General features: G+C 71.3%; 21 protein-coding genes. 8 read left to right on the top strand and 13 right to left on the bottom strand.

Translation table 11 applies throughout. The features are described from left to right. The first annotated feature begins 5 nt into the window (after positions 1–5). Positions 6–1,889 (top strand): ABC transporter ATP-binding protein, encoded by a 1,884-nt coding sequence (locus K8Z49_RS25750; RefSeq protein ID WP_412515425.1) that lies wholly within the window; start codon positions 6–8, stop codon positions 1,887–1,889. Continuing rightward, entirely contained in the window at positions 1,886–2,380 is a 495-nt protein-coding gene (locus tag K8Z49_RS25745; RefSeq protein WP_412515424.1) for a S26 family signal peptidase, read from the top strand. The genes K8Z49_RS25750 and K8Z49_RS25745 overlap by 4 nt, the downstream gene beginning before the upstream one ends. 8 nt (positions 2,381–2,388) lie before the next feature. On the opposite strand, the gene K8Z49_RS25740 is transcribed toward K8Z49_RS25745, so the two are convergent. From K8Z49_RS25740 to K8Z49_RS25680, 13 genes are all read right to left on the bottom strand, one after another. Continuing rightward, positions 2,389–3,921, bottom strand: a complete 1,533-nt coding sequence (locus tag K8Z49_RS25740) for a class I adenylate-forming enzyme family protein (protein ID WP_111830662.1) — start codon at positions 3,919–3,921, stop codon at positions 2,389–2,391. After that, positions 3,911–4,546, bottom strand: coding sequence for a carboxymuconolactone decarboxylase family protein (locus K8Z49_RS25735; protein ID WP_075024517.1), 636 nt, complete (start codon positions 4,544–4,546; stop codon positions 3,911–3,913). The genes K8Z49_RS25740 and K8Z49_RS25735 overlap by 11 nt, the downstream gene beginning before the upstream one ends. Further along, positions 4,543–5,250: an ABC transporter ATP-binding protein gene (locus K8Z49_RS25730; protein WP_075024518.1), complete on the bottom strand. Its 708-nt coding sequence runs from the start codon at positions 5,248–5,250 to the stop codon at positions 4,543–4,545. The genes K8Z49_RS25735 and K8Z49_RS25730 overlap by 4 nt, the downstream gene beginning before the upstream one ends. Then, complete coding sequence (locus tag K8Z49_RS25725; RefSeq protein WP_021591166.1) at positions 5,243–5,971, bottom strand: ABC transporter ATP-binding protein; 729 nt, start codon at positions 5,969–5,971, stop codon at positions 5,243–5,245. Before K8Z49_RS25725 ends, K8Z49_RS25730 begins: the two co-directional genes overlap by 8 nt. Beyond that, positions 5,968–6,951, bottom strand: coding sequence for a branched-chain amino acid ABC transporter permease (locus tag K8Z49_RS25720; protein WP_412515423.1), 984 nt, complete (start codon positions 6,949–6,951; stop codon positions 5,968–5,970). The genes K8Z49_RS25725 and K8Z49_RS25720 overlap by 4 nt, the downstream gene beginning before the upstream one ends. Next, on the bottom strand, positions 6,935–7,846 hold the full coding sequence (locus K8Z49_RS25715) for a branched-chain amino acid ABC transporter permease (protein ID WP_412515422.1): 912 nt from the start codon (positions 7,844–7,846) through the stop codon (positions 6,935–6,937). Before K8Z49_RS25715 ends, K8Z49_RS25720 begins: the two co-directional genes overlap by 17 nt. An 84-nt stretch (positions 7,847–7,930) precedes the next feature. After that, the gene (locus tag K8Z49_RS25710; protein ID WP_412515421.1) at positions 7,931–9,187 is read right to left on the bottom strand and encodes an ABC transporter substrate-binding protein; all 1,257 of its coding nucleotides are present in this window, start codon (positions 9,185–9,187) and stop codon (positions 7,931–7,933) included. A gap of 67 nt (positions 9,188–9,254) precedes the next feature. Further along, the gene (locus K8Z49_RS25705) at positions 9,255–10,055 is read right to left on the bottom strand and encodes a cyclase family protein (RefSeq protein WP_021591162.1); all 801 of its coding nucleotides are present in this window, start codon (positions 10,053–10,055) and stop codon (positions 9,255–9,257) included. Positions 10,056–10,074: 19 nt separating this feature from the next. After that, positions 10,075–11,046, bottom strand: a complete 972-nt coding sequence (locus K8Z49_RS25700) for a fumarylacetoacetate hydrolase family protein (protein WP_075024522.1) — start codon at positions 11,044–11,046, stop codon at positions 10,075–10,077. 90 nt (positions 11,047–11,136) lie between these two features. Next, the gene (locus K8Z49_RS25695) at positions 11,137–12,786 is read right to left on the bottom strand and encodes a helix-turn-helix domain-containing protein (RefSeq protein WP_075024523.1); all 1,650 of its coding nucleotides are present in this window, start codon (positions 12,784–12,786) and stop codon (positions 11,137–11,139) included. Between the two features lie 116 nt (positions 12,787–12,902). Further along, the gene (locus K8Z49_RS25690) at positions 12,903–13,634 is read right to left on the bottom strand and encodes a hypothetical protein (RefSeq protein ID WP_021591159.1); all 732 of its coding nucleotides are present in this window, start codon (positions 13,632–13,634) and stop codon (positions 12,903–12,905) included. 17 nt (positions 13,635–13,651) lie between these two features. Further along, a complete protein-coding gene (locus K8Z49_RS25685) occupies positions 13,652–14,293 on the bottom strand; it encodes a hypothetical protein (protein ID WP_021591158.1) in 642 nt (213 codons plus the stop codon). A 43-nt stretch (positions 14,294–14,336) separates the two neighbouring features. Then, positions 14,337–15,173 (bottom strand): TIGR03620 family F420-dependent LLM class oxidoreductase, encoded by an 837-nt coding sequence (locus tag K8Z49_RS25680; protein WP_075024526.1) that lies wholly within the window; start codon positions 15,171–15,173, stop codon positions 14,337–14,339. Positions 15,174–15,268: 95 nt separating this feature from the next. Here K8Z49_RS25680 and K8Z49_RS25675 point away from each other — a divergent pair, with 95 nt between their 5' ends. From K8Z49_RS25675 to K8Z49_RS25650, 6 genes are all read left to right on the top strand, one after another. Continuing rightward, a complete protein-coding gene (locus K8Z49_RS25675) occupies positions 15,269–16,174 on the top strand; it encodes a LysR family transcriptional regulator (protein WP_021591156.1) in 906 nt (301 codons plus the stop codon). A gap of 55 nt (positions 16,175–16,229) precedes the next feature. Then, positions 16,230–16,988 (top strand): DUF6928 family protein, encoded by a 759-nt coding sequence (locus tag K8Z49_RS25670; RefSeq protein WP_075024527.1) that lies wholly within the window; start codon positions 16,230–16,232, stop codon positions 16,986–16,988. 154 nt (positions 16,989–17,142) lie between these two features. Further along, complete coding sequence (locus tag K8Z49_RS25665) at positions 17,143–17,943, top strand: TetR/AcrR family transcriptional regulator (protein WP_024934389.1); 801 nt, start codon at positions 17,143–17,145, stop codon at positions 17,941–17,943. Positions 17,944–18,116: 173 nt separating this feature from the next. Continuing rightward, positions 18,117–18,728: a VOC family protein gene (locus tag K8Z49_RS25660; RefSeq protein WP_021591153.1), complete on the top strand. Its 612-nt coding sequence runs from the start codon at positions 18,117–18,119 to the stop codon at positions 18,726–18,728. Then, positions 18,725–18,982, top strand: a complete 258-nt coding sequence (locus K8Z49_RS25655) for a hypothetical protein (protein ID WP_075024529.1) — start codon at positions 18,725–18,727, stop codon at positions 18,980–18,982. Before K8Z49_RS25660 ends, K8Z49_RS25655 begins: the two co-directional genes overlap by 4 nt. Continuing rightward, on the top strand, positions 18,979–20,241 hold the full coding sequence (locus K8Z49_RS25650) for a hypothetical protein (RefSeq protein ID WP_021591151.1): 1,263 nt from the start codon (positions 18,979–18,981) through the stop codon (positions 20,239–20,241). The genes K8Z49_RS25655 and K8Z49_RS25650 overlap by 4 nt, the downstream gene beginning before the upstream one ends. Positions 20,242–20,243: the final 2 nt, after the last annotated feature.

The raw sequence follows: 20,243 nt of genomic DNA, 5'->3' as shown, positions 1-20,243 counted from the left end.
CGCTCATGCGCGACACCCAGGGCGAGGTCAGGACCGGGGTCAGAGCCGGTGCTGCCAGGATCAGGGGCGCCCTGGGGCTGGCCTGGCGCGCCGGCCGCCACCAGATCCTCGGCTACGGGGCGCTCGAACTGGTCGCGGCGCTGGTGCCGGTCTCGGTGGCGTGGCTGACCAAGCTCGCGCTGGACGCCATAACGGGGCCGCCCGCGAGCGGTTCGGCGCTGGCCTGGATGGGCGGCGGGCTCCTGGTCGCGGGGCTGGCCGTCGCCGTCCTGCCGCAGATGTCGTTCTACATCCGGCAGGAGCTCGAACGCCGGATCGGCCTGACCGCCCAGGACCGGCTCTTCGCGGCGGTCGAGCGGCTCCCCGGCCTGGCCAGGTTCGAGAACCCGGCGTTCCTGGACCGGCTGGCGATGGCCCAGGGAGCCGGTGGCCGCGCCCCCGCGATGCTCGTCTTCGGTGTGCTGACCGTCTGCCGCGGCGCGATCACCATCGTCGCGTTCCTCGGCTCGCTGCTGCTGATCAGCCGCTGGCTGACGCTGGCGGTGACGCTCGCGGCCGTCCCGGCACTGGTCGCCCACCTGCATCTGTCCCGGCTCCGCGCGGGGATGATGTGGCGGATCACCCCGATGGAGCGGCGTGAGGCCTTCTTCCAGCGGCTGCTGAGCAGCGTCCAGGCGGCCAAGGAACTCCGCCTGTTCGGGACCGCCCGGTACTTCCGCGAACTGATGACCGCGCAGCGGCAGGAGGCCAACGCGCAGCGGCGCCGGATGGACCGGCGCGACCTGCTCACCCAGTCCGGGCTGGGAGTCCTGGCCGCCGGGATCTCCGGGGCTGGGCTGCTGTGGGCGCTTTTCACCGCCCGGTCCGGTGGACTCACGGCCGGTGACATACCGCTGCTCATCGCCTCGGTAGCGGGCGTCCAGGCCGCCGCGACCTCCCTGGTGAGCAACGTGACCCAGGTCGACCACCAGCTGTTGCTCTTCGACCATTACCTCACCGTCACAGGAAGTGAGCCGGATCTGCCGGTGCCTGCCGGAGCGCGGGCGACACCGCCGTTGCGTCGAGGGATCGAGCTGCGCGGGGTGTGGTTTCGCTACTCGTCGGAGCATCCCTGGGCGCTGCGCGATGTGAACCTCACGATTCCGCACGGCCGGTCGGTGGGGCTGGTGGGCCGCAACGGTGCTGGGAAGAGCACGCTGGTCAAGCTGCTGTGCCGGTTCTACGACCCCGAGCGCGGCGCGATCCTGTGGGACGGGGTGGACCTGCGCGACATGGACCCGGCCGAACTGCGGTCACGGATCGGCGTGGTGTTCCAGGACTACATGGAGTACGACCTGACCGCGGCCGACAACATCGGGCTCGGCGACATCCGCGACCGGGACCGCGACCGTGTGCAGGCCGCGGCTCGCAAAGCCGGGGTCCACGACGCTCTCGCCGCACTGCCCCGCGGCTACGACACGCCGCTGTCGCGCCTGTTCTCCACGAAACTGTTCTCGCCGGACCTCGGAGACGGCGACAGGGACCCCGAGGTCGGCGTCCCTCTGTCCGGGGGACAGTGGCAGCGGCTGGCGCTGGCCCGCGCCTTCCTGCGCGACCAGCGGGACCTGCTGATCCTCGACGAGCCCAGCTCGGGCCTGGACGCCGAGGCCGAGCACGAGATCCACGCACGGCTGCGCGAGCACCGCGCGGGCCGGACCAGCGTGCTGATCTCCCACCGGCTCGCGGCCGTCCGCGACGCCGACCTGCTCGTCGTCCTCGACCAGGGACGGATCGTGGAACAGGGCGGCCATGCCGAGCTGATGGCGGTGGACGGCAGGTACGCCCAGCTGTTCACGCTGCAGGCGAGCGGCTACCAGCCGGACCCGGCCATGGACGTGCCCACGCCATGACCGGGACCGTGCTCGCCGCCGCGGCCGCGCTCGCCGGGACCGCCGCGCTCATCGCCTGGCTGCGCCGCCGCTACGTCGTGATCGACGTCGACGGCCAGAGCATGCGGCCCACGCTCGACGCGGGCGACCGCGTCCTGGTCCGCCGCCGGTCGCTGCGGCACGTCCGGGCCGGTGACATCGTCGTGGTCGAGAACACCGCGCGCCAAGGGACGGACCGCCGCCCGAGCGCCGCCGCACACGGACGCCGGGGCGCCTCCGGCCACGCCTGGGTGATCAAACGGGCGGCGGCCGTGCCCGGCGACCCGGTGCCCGCGTCGCTGGCCGCCCGGGTGTCGGCCCCCGCCGGCACCCCCGTGCCGGACGGCCGCATGCTCATCCTGGGCGACAACACCACCGCGAGCTTCGACTCCCGCCACTACGGCTACCTCCCCGGAACCGGGGTCCTCGGTGTCGTCATACGCCGCCTGAAGGCTCCGGGAAAGACCGGCTGACCTTTTGGTCACCAGCCCGGCCACCCCTGCCGCAGTTCCTTCTTGTCGATCTTCCCCACCGCCGTCACCGGCAGCGACGGGACGAGGACGACCCGCTTGGGACGCTTGTAGGCGCTCAGGGCTTCGCGGGCCACGGCCTGGATCGCCTCGGCCGTCACGTCGGACCGCTCGGGCACGACGAACGCGACGACGGCCTCGCCCCAGTCCGGGTGCGGGACGCCGGTGACGGCCGCCTCCTGCACGCCGGGGACCCGGACGAGCGCCTGCTCGACCTCGGTGGAGTACACGTTGAGCCCACCGGTGATGATCATGTCGTTCTTGCGGTCCACGAGGTACAGGTAGCCGTCCTCGTCGAGGTAGCCGAGGTCGCCGGTGTGCAGCCAGCCGTCGCGCAGGGCCTCGGCGGTCTCCGGCTCCCGGCCCAGGTAGCCGATCATCGTGTACGGCGCGCGGGCGACGACCTCCCCGACCTCGCCCGGCTCGCATGCCGACCCGTCCTCCTTGCGCACCTCGACCCGGGCCATCACCACCGGCTGGCCGCAGCTGGCGAGGCGGCGCACGTCCCGTCCCTCGACGCGGTGGTCGTCGCGGCGCAAACGGGTCAGGAAGTTCGGCGCCTCCGACTGCGCGTACAGCTGCACGAACACCGGCCCGAACCTGCGCAGGCCGTCCCGGAGCCGTTCGAGGCTGATCGGCGCGGCGCCGTACAGGATGGTGCGCACCGAACTCGTGTCGATGTCCGCGCGGGCGGCCACCGCGTCGATCAGCCTGTAGATCATCGTCGGCACCATGAACAGGTAGGTGACCCGGTCGCGGGAGATGCGGTCGAGGACCACCTCGATGTCGAAGCCCTGCTCGACGAACACCGACGCCCCCTTGGAGAGCGCGGCCTGCAGCAGGAAGCCGGCGCTGTGCGGCAGCGGCGACGTCAGCAGCAGCACGTCCGCGGCGCCGAGCTCCATCTCGACCAGGTGCGAGAGCAGGTTCGCCGCGATCCCGCGCTGCGTGTGCAGCACGCCCTTCGGCCGTCCCGTCGTGCCGCCGGTGTACATGATCAGCGCCAGCGCGTCCGGCGGCACGGGCGGCTCGGCGGCGAGCGGCGCGTGGCTCACCGCGGCGTCCCAGGATCCCGGGCCGGCCCCGCCGCCGCGGACCACGACCAGCGGATCGGCGCCGTGCTCGCGCGCGGCCCCGATCACGTCGAGCCGGTCCGCCTCGATCAGGCACACCCGCGCGCCGGAGTCCGCCAGGATGTACGCCTGCTCCTCGGTCGACAGCATCAGGTTCAGCGGGACCTTCGCCGCCCCGAGCAGCGCGATGGCGAGGTCGGCCACCACGTACTCGGCGCCGTTCCGCAGGATGATCGCGACCGGGTCGCCCGGCCCGGTGCCGAGCTCGGCGAGGTGGCCCGCGACCGCCCGCGACGCGCGCTCCAGGTCCGCGTACGTCCAGGTCTCGCCGCCTGCCACCACGGCGCGGCGCGATCCGTGGCGCCGGATCGCCGCCGAGAGGTAGTCCCGCAGGATCGCCTCAGTGGTCACGTTCGTCTCGTCCTTCCAGCTCTGTTCCGGCCAGATCCGTTCCGGGTAGGGGGCTGCGGGCGACCCGCATGGCGAGCCCGAGGGCTCGGTAGAGACCGGTCAGCCAGACGACCTCCTGCAGCCGTCTCCAGCCGAGCCGGTCGACGGCGTCGTCGAACGCGGCGTCGTCGAGGTCGCCTTCGTCGACGAGGCGGCGGGCCACGCGATGGACGGTGCGCAGCGGCTCGCCGAACCGGGGCACCTCGCCCGCGCGAATGCTCTCGGCCGCCTCGGGGGCGAGGCCCGCCGCCAGCGCCACCGGACGGTGCCCCGCCCACATGAAGCCGGCGCGCTCCGCGACCGCGACGACCAGGATCACCAGCTCACGCTCGATGACCGCCAGGTCCGAGTCACGGAAGCTGGCCGCGGCCTCCAGCACGGCCGCGCCCACGTGCGGGCTCGCCGCCATCAGGTCGAACGGGCCGACCAGGCGGCCGCCGGAGTCGAAGGGGCTCACACCGAGCGAACCGTCGCCCCAGTCGTCCCGGATCCGGTCGACCAGGCCGCGCTGCGCGGCGTCGAGGTCGCCGGCCGTCGTCCACGGGGCGCGGCCCAGCCGCGGCGGCCCGCCGGCTGCCGTGCTCATCGGTCCCCGAGATACGCCTTGCGCACGCTGTCGGACTTCAACAGCGCGGCACCGGTGTCCTCAAGGACCACCGTGCCGTCGGCGAGGACGTAGCCCCGGTCCGACAGCTCCAGGGCCTTCTGCATGTTCTGCTCGGCCAGCAGGACCGTGACGCCGGCGGCGGTCACGCGCTCGATCGTGGCGAAGACCTCCCGCACGACGATGGGCGCCAGCCCGAGCGACGGCTCGTCGAGCACGAGCAGCGACGGCCTGGAGATCAGGGCACGGCCGAGCGCGACCATCTGCTGCTCGCCGCCCGACAGCGTGCCCGCCAGCTGGCGTGGACGGCGGCCCAGGATCGGGAACAGCTCGTACACCTCGTCCAGCGCGCCGCTCGCCCGGCGCCGGGCCACCGGATGGTGCAGGCCGATCAGCAGGTTGTCGCGCACCGACATGTCCTTGAACAGCCGCCGCCCCTCCGGCACCAGGGCGATCCCGAGCGCGGGCCGGTCCGTCGCGGGCCGCCCCGTGATGTCGTCCCCGTCGAACGTGACGGTCCCGCCGCTGATGGGCTGCATGCCCATCAGCGCCTTGACCAGGGTGCTCTTGCCGGCGCCGTTCGATCCGACCAGCGAGACGACGGAGCCCGGCTCGACCCGCAGATCCACCCCGCGCAGAGCGACCGCCTCGCCGTAGCTGACCCTGAGACCCTTGACGTCAAGCATCGACCACTCCTCCCAGGTAAGCGGCGACCACGGAGGCCTCGGCCAGCACGTCCTCGGGACGGCCGCTGGCCAGGTTGCGCCCCTGGTTCAGCACGTACATCCGGTCGGCCAAGGTCGCGACCGCCCGGACGTTGTGCTCGATGTAGACGACGGCGACCCCGCTGTCCCGCAGCGACGAGATCAGCTCCATCCCCTCCTCGGTCTCCGACGGGTTCAGCCCGCCGAGGACCTCGTCGAGCAGGATCAGCTGCGGATCCAGCGCCAGCGCTCGGGCGATCTCTAGGAACTTGCGCTCGTGGAGGTTCAGGACGTCGACTGGGCGGTCGGCGTGCTTCCCCAGCCCGACCCGGTCGAGCACGCCGCGGGCGCGCTCCACCGCCGCCGACCTGGCCATGTGGTCCCGGCCGAACATGCACGCGGTCGCCACGTTCTCGACGACGGTGAACGAGCCCATCGGCCGCGGAACCTGGAAGGTCCGGGCGATCCCCAGGCGGGCGCGCCGGTGCGGACTGGACCGGGTGATGTCCCTGCCGCGGAACTCCACGGACCCGCCCGTCACCGCGAGCGAGCCCGCGATCCCGCTGAGCAGGGTGGTCTTGCCCGAGCCGTTCGGCCCGACCAGGCCCACGATCTCGCCTTCCGACACCTCCAGGCCGACGCGGTCGAGGGCGGTCACCCCGCCGAACCGCTTGGTGACGTCGACGCAGCGCAGCAGGGTCATCGTGCTCCTCCCCGGACGCCGAGCGCCGCACCGGCGCGCGAGACGAAGCCGGACACGCCCTGGGGCATCACCGCGATCACGGCCACGAGGCTCAACCCCACGATCACCTGCGCCATCTCCGCCGACCCCAGCCCGAGGAGCGCCTCGCGCAGCGTCACGACCAGCCCGGCGCCGATGACCGGCCCCCACCAGCGGCCCATGCCGCCGAGAATCGCCATCATGATCACGAACAGCGGGATGTTGAGCGCGAAGACCGCGCCCACCTCGACGTAGCCGAGGAACACCGCCTGCGGCGCACCGGCCAGCCCGGCCAGCGCCCCGCTCACCGCGAAGGCGACGACCTTGTACCGGTAGGTCGGCACGCCCAGGGATTCGGCGACCGCCTCGTCGTCGCGGATCGACCGCAGGGCCGTGCCCCACCGCGTGGTGGACGTCGCGACGGCCGTGGCCGCGCTCAGCCCGGCCAGAAGAGCGGCCACGATGTACAGGTGGCGCGCGGACGAGCCGATCCAGCTGCCCGCGGTGTGCTCCCGGACGAACACGCCCGTGCCGCCGTCGAGGAACGACACGTTCGACACCATCGTCATCACGATGAACGCCATCGCCAGCGTCACCAGGCCGAACAGGTCGCCGGCGAAGCGCGGCGACGAGAACACCGCGAGCCCCACGAGCAGGGCGAGCGCGCCCCCGACCGCGCCCGCGACGAGCAGCGCGACGACGAAGGGGGCGTCGGTCGAGCGGAGCACCGCGGCGGCCGCGTAGGTGCCGAGGCCGAAGAAGACGCCGTGGCCGAAGCTCGCGTACCCCGAGTTGCCGGAGAACAGGTTCCAGCTGAGCGCCAGCGCGACCCAGATCAGGAACTGGTAGCCGAACGAGACCGCGAAGCCGGAGCCGAACGCGGGGACGGCGAGGACGAGCAGCACGCCGGCGGCCACGATCAGCAGCGGCCGGCGGAGCGACGGATCAAGCCAGCGATTCACGGGTGGCTCCCGACGACAGGCGTTCCCGGAAGAGGCGCGCGAGGGGTTGCAGGGCGAGGAAGGCGAACAGCAGGCCGAACGTCACCGCCGGCGACCACTCCGGCGGGAACCACAGCGACCAGGCGTTCTGGATCATCATCAGCAGGATCGCCGCGAGCAGCGCGCCGAGCGGCCGGCCGAGCCCGCCCAGCAGGGTCGCCACGACCACGGTGCCGACCCAGTTCAGCGGCAGGCCGGGCGACAGCGGCATCTTGAGCGCCACCACCATGCCGGTGGCCGCGGCGCTCGCGGCCGCCAGCCCGGAGATGACCAGGGTGATGGGCAGGATCCGCACGCCGAGGGTCTCGGCGATCGAACCGTCCTGGCGCATCGCCTGGACCGCCCGGCCCCACCGGGTGCGGTGCAGGGCGAGCGCCGACGCCCCGACCATGACCACCGCGAACACCGCCGCGACGAGGTCGATCGGGGACACCGACAGCGAGCCGACCTGGATGCTCTCGGTGAGCCCCTCCGACAGCCAGGACCGCATGCTCCGCAGATCCGGGCTCCAGATCATCGACACGACGCCCTCGGCGGCGATGAACAGGGCGAACGTGAGCAGCAGGCTGGTGAACCCCTCGGCCTTGATGACGTGCAGGAAGTACTGGACCACCACGCCGACCAGGAAGAACGCCGGCACCGTGACGACCAGCGTCAGGAACGGGCTCCACAGCAGCTCGGTGAGCAGCGTGTAGGTCAGGTATGCGCCCAGCAGTGTGAGCGAGAGGTGGAAGAAGTCGGGGACGCCGAGGTGGCCCCACTTCATCGTGATCCCCAGCGCGATGCTCCCGAACAGGCAGCCCATGAACAGCCCGTTCAGCAACGTCTGCGCCAAGGCCAGCGTCGATACCGCCATTCTGCGGTCCTTCCGGGTAGCGCGGGTGCGGCGGGCCGCGTGGGCCCACCGCACCCGCATGGCATGCTCAGGCGAGCGGGACGGTCAGGGCTCGTACCGGATCTCGGCTCCCGCGATGTCCTTCGGCCAGACGAGGACGCGCTTGCCGTCCTGGATCTGCGTCACCCGGTTGAGGTCGGCGCCGTAGTTGTTGTAGCCGTCGAACGACAGCCGGCCGACGATCGTGTCGACCTTGTTGCCGTTGAGCCAGGCGATGATCTTCTTGTTGTCGACGCCCACCTCGCCGACGGCGGTCAGCAGGATCTGCCAGGCGGCGAATCCGGCGGCCGCCTGGGTCTCGACCAGCGGGAAGAGCTTCTTCGCCTTGGCCGCCTCGCTGAAGCTCTTGGCGAAGTACCGCGCGATGTCGGTGTCGCCGAGCGGCGCGTGGTTCTCGTAGATCGAGGAGAGCAGCATCCCCTCGGCCTTGTCCCCGAGGCCCGCGATCGAGGCCGGTGACGGCAGGGCGGCGTACACGGTCTTCGGCTTGTACCCGATCGTGTCGAACGCCTGGTAGATGTTGGTCACGTCCGCGCCGAGCGAGCCGAGGTAGACCAGGTCCGGTCGCTGGCTGGAGATCCGGGTGGCGATGGAGCTGAAGTCCGTCGTGCCCATGTCGTACTGGACCGACCCGGCGATCTTGACGCCGGCGGCCTTGAACGCCTTCTCGATCGCGGCGGTGTAGCTGAGGGTCGTGGGGAACTTGGCCGTCGCGAGGAACATCGACTTCGGTGCGTTGCCGCTGGACTTGAGCGCCTCGACCAGCGTCTTCGCCTGCGCGTCGAACATCTGCGACGGGTCGGAGACGCCGCCGCCGATCTGCCAGCTCGGGAAGTGGTTCTCCCCGATGAGCTTGTCGGGCGCCCCGTTCGTCGCGGTCGGGTACGCGTAGCCGGCCTTGGTGACCGGACCGGCGCCGGCGAGCGTCGCGGCGCCGCCGTAGGGGCCCATGACGAGGTCGACCTTGTCGCCGATGAGCCGCGAGTAGTTCGACGTGACCTGGGCCGGGGTCGACTGGTCGTCGAGCACCTTCCACTGGATCGGGCGGCCGTCGATGCCGCCGCACTCGCCGACCCACTCGGCCACGATCTCCCCGACCTGCTCGTGGACGAGGCCGGTCGGCGCCAGCGCGCCCGTGAGGCTCAGGGACGCGCCGACCACGATCGGCTTTCCGGTCGGCTTGGTGCCTTCCTTGCACTCCATGCCTGCGAAGGGGGCGACCAGCTTGGCGTCGGCGAGGCCGGCCGTCGCGTCCCGGTTCTGGGAGGCGTCCTTGACGCCGCCACATGCCGTTATCACCATGAGGGCCGCCGTGACAGCGGCTATTCCGGCGCCGCGCCTGGGGTGGATGGACATGCTCGTGCCCCGTTCAGTCGTTGAGGAAAGCGACAACCCGGCAGGGTGAGGCGCTGGTCTTGGGCAGCTTGATCGGGAAGAAGCCGACCTCGAACCCGGCCGGCGGCAGGGCGGCGAGGTTGTCCAGCTGCTGGATGATGAACGCCTCCTTGTCGGCGATGGCGAAGTGCCCGTCCCACAGTTCCCTGGGGTCGCCGGTCTTCTCGTAGGCCGCCTTCATCACCGGGAAGGGGCGGTCCCACGCCATGGCGTCGGTGCCGAGCACGGTCGCTCCCAGGCCCGTCAGGTATCGCGTGCCGTCGCCGCTCATGCCCGGGTAGTTGAAGAACTCGGGGTCCTTCGGCTGGTAGCGCTCCTGGCCGGTGCGCAGCAGCAGCGCGTCGCCCTGCCGGACCTCACGGCCCGTCGCGGCGATCGCCTGCTCCAGCGCCTCGATCGGGATGGCCTCGCCGGGCCTGGCCCAGGGCCGTACGTCGAGCACCATGCCCGGCCGGTACAGCTCCGACAGATCGATGTCGCTGATGGTGCGCGCCGGCTTGCCCTCGATGAGGCTGCCGCTGTGGAGCGGCGCGTCGACGTGGGTGCCGCAGTGGGTGTTCATCTCCGTGAGCCAGTCCTCGCCCCAGCCCTCCTGGTTCGGCAGGTGCTCGGGCGGGCAGCCGAAGATGTCGGTCATCCGGTCCCTGCCCTCGCCGCCGGGGCGGAGGTAGTGGATCTTCGGTGCGAGGACGGTCTCCAGCGCCTTGTACGCCTCGGGGACGAGCTCGCGGTTGGCCGGATCGAGCGTCCGGGACAGGTCGACGAGTGTGGTCATGGTGGTTGCCTTCCTGACCTCAGTAGGGGAGTTGGACACGGTTGCGCAGGACGCCGATGCCGGAGACCTCGAGCTCGATCTCGTCGCCGTCCTTGAGCTCCTTGCCGATCTCGACCGGGCTGCCGCTCATGACCGTGCCCGTGCCGAGGACCTCGCCGGCGTGGACGGTGCGGCCGAGGCTGAAGTGCGCCACGGCCTCCTCGAAGGAGTGGTGCATCGTCGAGCTGGACCCGTGGGACCACATCTCCCCGTTGACCCGGGCGGTCAGTTCCAGGTCGTAGGGCGAGGTGATCTCGTCCGCGGTGACGATGCACGGGCCGAGGGTGTTGGAGCCGTCGAAGTCCTTGCCGCGCGACGGGCCGAGCTGGGAGCCCATCGCGGTCGACTGCAGGTCCCGGCAGCTCCAGTCGTTGAAGATCGTGTAGCCGAAGATCGCTTCGGCGGCGTCCTCCGCGCCGATGTCCCGGCCGGTCCGGCCGATGACGGCGGCGAACTCCAGCTCGTAGTCGAGCTGGCGCGTCTCCCGCGGGGCGACGATGAGGTCGCCCGGCCCGCTGATCGCGGTGTGGTCGGCGTTGTAGTAGATGACCTGCTGGGAGAACACCTCGGGCGTGTCGTACCGGCCCGTCGCCACCAGCCGCTCGTACTCCGCCTCGGGGTCGTCCGCCGTGGAGGCGAGCTTGCGCGCCATCCCGCGGAACGCGGGCTGCAGATGCTCGATGAACAGCGAGCAGTCACGCAGGCGCACGGGATTCGGCAACGGTGCCTTCAGCGTCACCGTCTCCAGGTCGAAGGCGGCGTCCACCGGGTGCAGCTCGACCAGCTCGGCCGCGTCGGACAGGGCCGGCTCGCCGCCGCGGATGAGATCGAGCATCGAGGCGAAGCGCGGGTCGCCCTTCGAGGCGGACGTCAGGCTGATCGCATACGCGCCCGAACCGTCGATCGCGCCGACGTGGACCTGGCCGTCGGCCGTGAACGTGATGAGCTTCATGGCGTCCTCTCGGTCGGTGGGGTTTCACCGTGCCGAGAGTGACCCGCATCACTCCAGGTCTTGCCGCGCCATCAATTCAGCGCGCCCCTGTCACGCCGTGACATCCTCGTCGACCTCGGAGAACGCGCGGGTGAGCGCGTGCATCCGGAGCGCGGTCTCCAGCCGGTACCGGTGCTCGACGTCACGGACGTCGACGTCGAGCAGTTCCTCGACACGCGCGATCCGGTTGCGCACCGTGTTGTAGTGCACGTGCAGAGCCGAGGCCGTGGCGGGGAGGTGGCGGTCGTTGCTCAGGTAGGCGTGCAACGTCTCCACCAGGTCGGTTCCGCGCTGGTCGTCCGCGTCCAGCAGCGGTCCGAGAGTGTCCCGGACCATCGTGCGCAGATGCCCGAGCGGGACGCTCGCCAGTGGGACGATCCCGAGGTCGTGCGCGGTCAGAACCGGGGACCTGCCCGTGCCGCGCAGCCCGAGTTCGCACGCGGCCCGCGCCTGGTCGTACGACATCGCGTAATCACCGAGGTCCTGGCAGGGGCGGCCCAAGCCGGCGACCAGATCGCGGTACGGGACGCGCGCCAGCACCGATTCCAGCCGGGCGCGAACGTCGGGACCGGGCTCCACCAGCGCCACCAGCCGTCCCGAACGCACCCCGGTCGTGCACCCGGCGAAGGCGCCGGCGAGGACGTCGGCGAGCTGTGAGTCGCGTCCGACGTCGCCGCGCTTGCTGCCGATCACGACGACCTGCCCCTCGTCGGCGGAGAACCCCATGGTGAGGAGCCGCTGCCTGAACGAGTCGGGGTCGGCGATGCGTCCGGTCAGGAGCTGGTCGAGCATCTCCCCGTGGAGCTGCTCGACGGTCCGCTCGTGCTCCCGCAGGCGGAGGAACTGCAGGCGGAACAGGCCGGTCGCGAGCTCGACGGTCGCGGCGGCGACCTCGTCGAGATCCACGACGTCGACGACGGACATGGTCAGGCCGCCGGTTCCCTGGAGCTCGCGCCTCCAGACCACCCTGGGGTTGCCGTCCCCGACGTCCCCCGCCGAGCGGAGCAGCCGGCCGTCACGGTTCCGCAGCTCGACCAGCCCGCCCACCTTGAGAGCCAGAAGGTCCAGCGCAGCGCCGGAGTCCTCCTGCGCGGCGAGACTGCCCGCGAGCACCGCGCATTCGCGCTGCGCGCCGAGCGTCCGCTCGTACTTCAGTTCGGCGACCCGCACCCGCTCCTCGCGCCGGCCGTCGACGTCGAGCTGCCGCAACCGGATCGCCAGGTCCTGGCCGATCCGGTCGAGCACCTGCTGCTCCGCCTCGGCCCACGGATAGGGGCGCCGCTGGGCGGCGTACAGAACGCCGAGCGCCTCGTCGCCCATCAGCAGCGGAACCACGAGCGTCGCCTGGATCCCCTCGTTGTCGATCAGCCGCTTCATCAACGGCACGCGGCGCGAGTCGTGCCGGTAGTCGCGGCTCATGTACGGCCTGCGCTCCGCCGCCACCCGGCCGCCGATACCCTCCCCGACCTTCAGCCGCCACGCCGACGACATCTCGGTCGAGATCAGGCCGGCGTGCGCGCCCATCACCAGGTACTCGCCCTCGATCAGCCCCGCCCAGGACACGGCGCAGCCGAGGGCCTCCACGACGTGGTCCACGGCGATCTGCAGGGCCTGCGTCGCGTCGTTCGCAGCCAGGAGGCGGCGCAGGAAGGCGGCATCGGTCTCCTGCGGGGCATCCGGGAGAATCGACAGAGCAGTCATCAGCCACTCCTGATGTCCTTGAGCCGAAATCAGTGATCTTGTCCGCTGACCGGGATGTGCTGATAAGGGGTTTTCGCAGCTCACCACACATCCGGCGCGCGGTCCAGACCCAGGGTCTAGCTGCCGCTGACCCTGTCCAGGTACACGACGTGATGCGCGAGCAGGAAATGCAAGGCGCCCAGTACCCGAGTCACCACACCTTCGGGGTCGCTTGAGGGGGACGAATCCGGCTCGGCGGCGGCGCCCGCCAGGCGCTCGCAGGTGGCCCAGAGATCGGAGAGATCGCTCCACTGCCACACCAGGTACAGGTCGCGCGGGAGCCGCACCACGGGCTGGTCGGCATAGCCGATACCGAAGCTGGACGGCTCCTCCGCGGTGTTGCCGAAGCCGACCATCAGCGGGCGCAGCCGGTGCCGGCGTGCGAACGCGACGGCGTCGGCCGTCCCCGGCGACGCCTCGACGAGAGCGCCTCGTTCGAGGAGGCGGTCGATCAGCCGGTCAGGCTCGCGATGGCCGTCGGCACGGGCCTGCTCGTCCAGCATCGTCCGAGTCAACGGCCGGCTCTCGGTGCCGTCCGCCGCGCCATGGGTCAGCCGCCAGATCGCGACCTCCTCGTCAGACAGCCTCACCGACCGGTCGGCGATCCGTACTCGGTGACCCTTCGGCTCGACCACCGCGCGAAGCGGACGAGGGTCGGGCAGGGCCATCCCGTCGCCGATGCCCGAGACCGGAGTTTCGTACTCGCGCTCAAGGTAGGCGTTGGGAGCCGGGCGCGCGACATACGTGAGGCCCATCTCATGGCCCACCGGGAAGATGAGCGCGACCCCGTCCCGGCTCGGTTCGATCATGCGGACAAGGTTAGGCGTCACGAAGCCCCGGAGCGTCGCGCTACATCGAGGTACGCGGCCGAGGCCGAGGTGAACAGGTGCAGTGACTTCACCAAGCGCATGAGCACCCGCCGCGGGTCGGTGTGGTCGCGGTCCGTTCCACCTGCCGTGACCTCCACGTCCGCGTACGCCTGGCAGGCCTTCCAGAGGTTGTCGTCGCCGGGTGCCCATTCCCAGATGCTGAACAGGTCGCGCCGGACCCGCAGCACCGGCTCCTCGCCGAACCCGATGCCGTAGAGCCACGGTTCGAGCCTCGTGTTCCCCAGACCGAGCATCAAGGGGTGCAGATGGTAGGCGAGGGCGAACCGATGGGCCGCCTTCCGGTCGGGGACCAGCTCGGCGATCAGGCCGTCGGCGACCAGCCCGTCCACGATCGCCGCGGGGTCGGCGACACCGAGCCGGCGGGCCTCCCGCTCCACCACCCGGCGGGTCCACCCACGCCGGCCGGGCTCTTCGCCCTTCTTCCCCCGCGCCAGTCTCCACAGTTCGAACCGGCGGCGATCCACCTCGACCAGGTCGCCGCCCCGCCGGATGACGTGTGCTCGCTCCGGGCCGTCCCCGATCTCACCCATGGAGTGGCCGATCGGGAAGATGAGCGGCTGCCTGGTTCCGAAGTGCATGGATACAGGTCACAGAAGCCCCGCAGGGCTTGTCAACGCCCGATCACCCACGGGTCCCCAGCACGGCGTCGGCGGCCGCTCGGAGGGTGGCGACGGGGTCGTCGCCGAGGGGGTAGACGCCGACCTGGTCCGCGCCGGCGTCGAGGTGCGCGATCAGGCCGCGCGCGAGGTCGGCCGGGCCGCCGTGGGCGACCAGCGCGTCGGTGAGGCGGTCGCTACCGGTGCCGGAGAGGTCCGCGTCGGTGAAGCCCAGGCGCCGGAGGTTGCTCGCGTAGTTGGTGACCTGCAACGCCTGCCCGGGCGGTGCGGCCCGGGCGACGGCGCGGGCCCGTTCGGCGTCGGGCTCCGGCAGCGCGAAGTGGCCGGGGAGTACCAGCCTGCCCGCGCCGAGGACCTCCCTCGCCCACCGGGTGTGCTCGGGCGTGACCATGCAGGGGAGGGTGCCCGCGGTGCGGTCGCGGGCCAGCCGCGTCATTCTCGGACCGAGGGCGGCCAGCACCACCCGCTCGGCCGGGACGCCGCCCAGCGCCAGTCGATCCAGGTAGGACACGAGGGTGTCATAGGGCGACGCCCACTCGGCGTGGACCTCGCGGTGCCCGATCCCGATGCCGAGAACGAACCGGCCGGGATGCCTGGCGACGATCCGGTGGTAAGAGGCGGCGACGATCTCGGCGTCAGCTGTCCACACGTTGACCACGCTCGTGCCGACCACCAGCCGGGTCGTGGCGTCCAGCAGCTTCTCCGCGAAGGCGAGGTCGGCCGGTGGCGATGCGTCCAGCCAAAGCGTGCCGTAGCCGGCCCTTTCCACGTCCATTGCGCTCTCCGGGCTCACCTCGTGCTCGCGCAGGTGGGCGCCGAGCAGCCCCAGGTCGATGTCCATGTTCCGATCTCAGCGGCACACCCCAACGGAGACCAGAACCAGTTCGGACGCGCTCGATAACCTGAAGGCATCGTCGCAGAACAGGGGGCGGCTCCGTGGAACTGCGCGCACTGCGCTACTTCGTCGCGGTCGCGGACGAACTGCACTTCGGCCGGGCCGCCGAGCGGCTGCACATCGCCCAGCCCGCGGTCAGCAGGCGGATCGCTCAACTGGAACGGGAACTGGGAGTCCGGTTGCTGGACCGCTCACCGCGCCCGGTCCGGCTCACCGCCGCGGGCCACCGGGTGCTCGCCGCGGCGCGTGAGGCGCTCGCCGCCGCGGATCGGGTCAAGGCCGCCGCCGGCGCGCCGGCGGGCATCATGCGCATCGGCACCGCCGCCGGGTTCACCGCCCGCCTGGAACGCGGGATCGACGCGCTGCGCGAGCACCCCTCGGCGCTCGGCGTCGACGTCGAGCTGGTCGACCTGCCACTTTCGGCTCGTCTGGACTCCGTGCGACGAGGGGAGATCGATCTCGCACTGGCCCGAGGGGTGCGTTCGGCGCCCGGGCTGAGGGTGCTGCCGACGTGGACGGAGCAACTGTTCGCGATCGTGTCCGCTCAGCACCGCGCCGCCGGACGCTCGGCGGTCGACCTGGCCGATCTCGCCGTCGGCGAACTGCGGATCCCGTCACGGGACCACGGCCAGTTCCTGCCCGAGGCCGTGGCGGCCGCGATGCGCAAGGCCGGGGTCGAAGCCCGTGTCGCCGGGACCGTCCAGGACACCATCGTCGAGGTCGGTTCCAACCCGCGCAGCTGGACCGTCCTGCCGGCCGACCAGGTCGCGGAGATCCGCTCCGCCCGCGTCCGCGCGATCCCGTTCACCCCCCAGCTGACGACCACCGGCAGCGTCGTCGTCCCGGTCGACCTCCCGCACACCTGCGCCGCCGCCCACCAGACGGCCTTCGGAGATTCAGGGGTCCCCGAGCCATCGGTCGGCCGGGATGTCAGGGCCGCCCCATAGAGTCACCGGGCACGTGCAGGGGCAGGTGCCTGCACATGGAGGCGTGAGGGGTGGCATGGGAGCGAAGACGGCGTTGCTCGCCTTCACCGAAGGCGACATTCGTTCGGCACTGGCCGGGGCGTCGCAGTCGGATCGGACCGCGACCGAGAACCTGGTCCGGAAGATTCATCCGGGGTATGCGGTCGAGGCGATCGAGGACGGCACTCTCGACTACACCTATCCGCCCGACGACGTGACCTACGCGCTCACGCTGCCCGGGACGGAATTGGTCATCGACCGCAGGCTCGTCCACGATTATCCGTCGGAACTGCCTGAACATCTGCGGCGGCTCGGCGCGGGACGCCGGATCGTCATGCACGGGATGCATTCGGTCGTCGACTGGCTCGCGTTCGCGGTCTGGGAGGACGGGAAGCTGGTGCGGTCGCTGAGCTTGTCCCCGGACAGCGGAATCATGGAGAACATCGGGGAACCCTTCGATTTCGAGCGGCCGTACTGGGCGGGAGAACGCCCCGTCGGACCGGACCCGGTCTTCGACGACGAGGGCCCGTATCCACTGCCGTTCCATCCGCTGGAAATGGGCGAGGACGCTTTGCGCGCCCTGTTCGGTTTCGTGATCGAAGGCCGCATCGAAGCCGATGACATCGACAGCGATGAGATCCCTGTGCTCGGGTTCCGGGTGACCGACCCGACGGGACGTGAACAGGCCGAGCGTGAAGCCGCCTACGCCGAAGTGGTCGCGAACATGGGCGAGCCCAGAATATTCGAGCCGGGCCCGGACGGGACGATGCGAGAGATCAGCTTCGACGACCTCTGACCCCGTCACCGGAGTCGGCTCGCCGAAGGGACGCCGACCGCATTCCGTGATCGCATCCTCACGGCCAACGTCATGGCGTGTCCCGCGAGAGATCGGCCTTCGCGTGCGGGTGCGCGGCCCGCGGCTAGGGTGGCGCAAGGCTGGAACGGCGCACATGACGGCTCGCGACCGAGGGGTGGACGTGGTGACGGCGGAGGGTTCCCAGGCGCAGGGGCGGTCCGGTGGCCGCGCCGAGTCCCGTCGGGGCGCGGCGCCCCGGCGCAAGCTGCTGATGAGCGAGATCGTCGACCAGGCCATGCGCCTGTTCGCCGAACGCGGCTACGAAGGGACCACGCTGCAGGACGTCGCGGACGCGGTCGGGCTGAGCCGTCCCAACCTCTACAACTACGTCAAGAGCAAGGAAGAGCTGCTCGTCGCGATGGTCACGGCGACGACCGAGAGCGCGGTGAGCTCGTTGCGGGAGGTCCGGCAACGGACCGATCTCGACCCGACGGAGAAGCTGCGCATGCTCGTGCGCGACCTGGTCATGCGCCGCGCCGAGCAGCCGACGCAGTTCCGGACGCTCGACCGCAGCGAGCAGGCGCTCCCCCGGGAGATCGCGGAGAAGCACCTTGAGGGCCGGCGGGCCGTCCTGCACGAGGTCACGGCCGTCATCGAGGAGGGGGTGAGGGCCGGCCGCTTCCGCCCGGTCGACGCGCGCATCACCGCCCTGTCGATCATCGGCATGTGCAACTGGGTGGCCTGGTGGTTCCATCCGTCCCCGGGCCATCCCGCCGAGCCGGTGGCCGAGCAGATCGCGGCGAACGCGGTGGCGATGGTGGTCCGCGAGGCCGGGCGCGCTCCCGAGGCGCCGCCGACCCCGCTCGGGGCGGTGGCGCTGCTCCAGCAGGACATCGATCACCTGACCCGCCTCCTCGGCGCGCAGACCGGGCGAGGGGACGTCCCGCCCGGCTAGTCCCGAGCCCTTCGGATGCCGACCGGCTCCCGCGGTGCGCGCGGGAGCCGGTCTTCGTGCTGCTCGGGGCGCTGTCATGCATCGAACGATACATAAGCGTCAGGATATTGACGAGTGCGCCAGATCACCTCTACGCTCGGCGGCACAGAGCACGTCGCGAGAGGAGTACGCAGATGCCGTCCCCGGAGCGAGACCCGCTTGCGCACACGGTGCGGGGCGTCGACCATGCGGCGTTCCCCACCTTTGACCCGCGGTCGACGATCACCTTCTACCGGGACGTCCTCGGCTTCCCGGTTGTGCATGCGACCTGCGCGCTCGGATGGGGGCCCGGGGACCACCCGGACTTCATCCACTTCTTCTTCGACATCGGCAACGGCGACCGGCTGGCGTTCTTCTACTACTTCGGAGTGGAGCCCTACCGGGACGCCGAGATCCCCGATCTGCTCCGCCGCGCCCGGCACCTCGCGATCCACGTCGACGGTGAGGACGACCTCCTGGAGTACCGGCGCCGGCTGGACGCGAGCGACTGGCCGTGCGAGCTGCAGGTGCGGCACGAGACGGTCGAGTCGATCTACGTCACCGACCCCAACGGGTACCTGATGGAGATCACCCGTCCGCTGCGGGCGATCACCCCCGAAGACGATGTGGACGCCGGCCTCAGCGTGGACGCGCTCATGGAGGTCGCGGGCGAGCCCGAGCCCTCCCTGGAGAAGTTCTTCGCGCGCAAGGCGAAGCTGATCGCGGAGCGGTACGAGGCCGAGCCGGAGATGGTGACGTTCGCATGACCACCCTGTTCGTCCTCGACGTCGACGACTTCCGTCCGCTGGCCGAGGTCGCCGGGAAGGATCCGGACGTGACCGTCCGGCGGCGCGGGCCCTACTTCGAGGTCACCGCGCCCGGCCCGATCCGCATCGGGCGCGACGCCACGGGGTGCCGCAACGCCGTCTGGTACAGCTCGGTCGCCGCCGTCACGGACGGCCGGGTGAGCCGTTGGGACGGGGCGGAACTGGTGATCGAGCCCGCCGGGAGCGCGGGATGAACCCCCTGGCGGTGGACCGGCTCGGTGCGGGCCGGGACGTCCAGACGGCGGAGGCGCCGCCCGGCGTCACGGTGAGCACGCACCAGCTCACCACCTTCGACGGCGCCAAGGTCGAGGGAGTGCTGTACGCCCTCGTCGGCGCGGCGGCGGTGGTCACCTTGATGCACCCGCGTCAATCGATGACCCACCATCCGATGATCCCGCTGCTCCTGCGGGGCGGCGTCTCGGTCTGGACTCAAGGCACCCGCTCGCCCAACAACGACATCGCCCTGGTCCACGAGCAGGCGCTGCTGGACGCGGCGGCGGGGCACGTGTTCCTCCGCGACGCCGGGTTCGAGGCGGTGCTGACCTTCGGCCACTCCGGCGGCGGAACGCTGTCGGCCTTCTATATCGAGCAGGCCTCCCTAGAGCCCGAGCTCCGACTGGACGTGACACCCGCCGGCAGGCCGATCGGCCTCGCGGGCGCGCGGATGCCCGTCCCGGACGGCGCGATCTTTCTCGCGCCGCACCCGGGCCAGGGACAGGTGCTGCTGCACTGCGTCGACCCGTCCGTCACGGACGAGTCGGACCCGATGTCGGTGGATCCCGCGCTGGACATGTACGCGCCGCGGAACGGGTTCGCCGAGCCGCCGGAGCCGAGCCGCTACGACAGGGAGTTCCTCCGCGCGTACCGCGCGGCCCAGAGGGAGCGGATCGCCCGGATCGACGCCCGCGCCGTCGCGCTCGCCGCCGAGGCCTCGCGGTCCCGTGCCCGCTTCGCCCGCACGAAGGATCCCGCCGACCGGCGGACCGGCCTCGCCCCGAGGATCATCACCACCTACCGGACCGACGCCGACCCCTGCTACGTCGATCCTTCGATCGATCCGAACGACCGGCACTACGGCTCGCTGTTCGGCCGTCGCCCGGATCTGACCAACTACGGTCTGGTGGGCTTCGGCAGGCTGACCACTCCCGACGCGTGGTTGTCGACCTGGTCGGCGAACCACACCAACGCCGACTTCGCGCGGTGCGCGGCCGGGGTGCGGCTGCCGACGCTCTACCTGGAGTTCAGCGGCGACCAGGCCGCGCTTCCCACCGTCAGCGCCCGCATGTTCGAGGCGCTGGCCGGGCAGGACAAGGTCCGCCGCATCGTCCGGGGCCAGCACTTCGGCCAGCCCGTCGCGGAGGGCGAGCCCACGGGGTACGCCGCCGCCGCCGTCCACATCGACCGCTGGCTGGCCGGCCGTTTCGCCACCGCACCACAGCAGAGAACGAGGTGAAG

The sequence above is a fragment of the Actinomadura madurae genome (genome assembly GCF_047130825.1).
GTDB classification, from domain to species: domain Bacteria; phylum Actinomycetota; class Actinomycetes; order Streptosporangiales; family Streptosporangiaceae; genus Spirillospora; species Spirillospora madurae.
Note: the sequence above shows the minus strand (reverse complement) of the source record. Positions and strands in the feature narration are given on the sequence as shown.